Genomic DNA, 2140 nt, shown 5'->3' on the forward strand with positions numbered 1-2140 from the left:
TTTGTTTGGGCTGGAGCTGTCGAGCTTCCTGTTGTAAACGACGCTGTCGCTGCGCGCGGCCGCGGCCGCTGTTGTGAATGTGACGCCGGCCCACATGGATCGTTACGACACCCTCGAGGACTATGCGGCCGCCAAGGCGCGCATCTTCCAGCGTTGCGAGGCGGCCATCGTGAACATGGACGATCTCGCCGTTCGCACCATGCCTTTCGAGTCGGCGCGGCTGCTCGGCTTCAGCCTGCATGCCGATCCGTCGGCTGAGTACTACGTTCATATGCAAGGCGACGACGTGATTCTGATGCACGGTCGCGAGCGCCTGATTGCCATGTCGGAGCTGAAGATTCGCGGGCTGCACAACGCGGCCAATGCGATGGCGTCGTTGGCGATGTGCGAGGCGCTGAATCTGTCTCGGCCGGCTTGCTTGCAGGCGCTGCGAGAGTTCTCTGGATTGCCGCATCGTTCGCAGTGGGTTGCGGATGTGAACGGCGTGCGCTTCGTCAATGACTCCAAGGGCACCAATGTCGGTGCAACGTTGGCGGCTGTGGCTGGCATGCCTGGGTCGCTGGTGTTGATCGCGGGTGGCCAAGGCAAAGGTCAGGACTTCAAGCCGCTCGCTCCGGCGTTCCGCGGCAAGGTTCGACATGTGGTGTTGATTGGCCAGGACGCCAAGCAACTCGACGCAGCGTTGCAGGGCGTGGCGACCACGCAGTTTGCCAAGGATATGAATGAGGCCGTGCAGTTGGCGGCGAACGCGGCTCGCTCCGGCGAGACGGTATTGTTGTCGCCGGCCTGTGCCAGCCTCGACATGTTCCGTGACTACGGCCATCGCGGCGATGTGTTCGCCGCGGCGGTGAAGGGGCTGCAGGCATGAACGCAGCCACTCTCACGTTTGCTCGCTCCAACGGCCGGCCGCGTCGGTTCGCGTTCGATCCTGTGCTGTTGATGGCGGTCGGCGGCATCCTGCTGCTCGGGCTGGTGATGATGACGTCCGCGTCCATCAGCATCGCCGACAAGCAACTGCAGGACCCGCTCTACTTCTTATATAAGCAGCTGTACGGCGTGGCCTTCGGCGTGTTGGGTGCCGTCATCATGATGGCCATCCCGACCAATGTCTGGGAAAAGCTGGCCATGCCGCTGCTGCTGGTCGCCTTCGTTTTCCTGGTAGCGGTCTTGATCCCTGGCCTCGGTCACGAGGTGAACGGCAGTCGTCGTTGGCTGCGTGCCGGCGTGATGAACTTCCAGGCGTCCGAGCTGGCGCGCGTGCTGCTACTTATTTATCTGTGCAGCTATGTCGTCAGGAAGCAGGGCGAGCTGAAGGAAGAACTGAAAGGCTTCCTGAAACCGCTGGGCGTGCTGATGGGCGCTGCGGCTCTGCTGCTTCTGGAACCGGACTTCGGTGCGGCGACGGTGCTCATGGCCACCGGTCTTGGCGTGTTGTTCCTGGCCGGCGTGAAGATTCGTCACTTCCTGGCGCTAGTGGCCATTGCCGCCGCAGGCATGGCAGTGATCGCCGTGACGTCGGCGTATCGACTAAAACGACTCACTGCGTTCATGGACCCGTGGGCCGATCCGTTCGACTCAGGCTTCCAGCTCACTCAATCGTTGATCGCCATCGGTCGCGGCGAGTTGTTCGGCGTCGGCCTCGGCTCCAGCGTGCAGAAACTGTTCTACTTGCCCGAAGCGCACACCGACTTCGTGTTCGCCGTGTTGGCCGAAGAGCTGGGCTTGATCGGCGTGATCGCGACGCTCGCGCTGTTCGTGCTGCTGGTGTGGCGCAGCTTCTATATCTCGCGTCTCGCTTCCGAAGCCGGTCTCGCGTTCCAGGCGTACTGCGCGGCTGCGTTCGGCATCTGGCTGGCGCTGCAGACGTTCATCAACGTCGGCGTGAACATGGGCATTCTGCCCACCAAAGGGTTGACGTTGCCGCTGATGTCTTACGGCGGCTCCAGCGTCATGGTGACGCTCGGCTGGTTGGGATTCCTGATGCGCATTCATCATGAGGCACAGACTTCGGGTCGACTCGCTGTGTCTCGCCCTGCTCGTCGCGAACGAGTGGAGAGTGACGAATGAAGCGCACGGTTCTAATCATGGCCGGCGGAACGGGCGGACATGTGTTTCCGGCGCTGGCGGCTGCTCGTGTGCT

At 62.3% G+C, this 2140-nt stretch carries 3 protein-coding genes; all 3 read left to right on the plus strand.

Annotated features, from left to right (window positions below; translation table 11 throughout):
* The first annotated feature begins 49 nt into the window (after positions 1 to 49).
* Entirely contained in the window at positions 50 to 868 is an 819-nt protein-coding gene (gene murD, locus JNL55_RS27965; protein ID WP_293862472.1) for a UDP-N-acetylmuramoyl-L-alanine--D-glutamate ligase, read from the plus strand.
* On the plus strand, positions 865 to 2067 hold the full coding sequence (gene ftsW / locus JNL55_RS27970; RefSeq protein ID WP_293862469.1) for a putative lipid II flippase FtsW: 1203 nt from the start codon (positions 865 to 867) through the stop codon (positions 2065 to 2067). The genes murD and ftsW overlap by 4 nt, the downstream gene beginning before the upstream one ends.
* Positions 2064 to 2140, plus strand: a 77-nt coding sequence (locus JNL55_RS37540; RefSeq protein WP_415923178.1) for a glycosyltransferase, incomplete at its 3' end; no start/stop codon positions are given. The genes ftsW and JNL55_RS37540, both read left to right, overlap by 4 nt.

It is taken from the genome of Steroidobacter sp. (genome assembly GCF_016790065.1).
Lineage (GTDB): Bacteria > Pseudomonadota > Gammaproteobacteria > Steroidobacterales > Steroidobacteraceae > Steroidobacter.

Excerpts from the sequence above, each read along its gene's own strand:
- ftsW (WP_293862469.1), top strand. The coding sequence starts at position 865 with ATGAACGCAGCCACTCTCACGTTTGCTCGCTCCAACGGCCGGCCGCGT.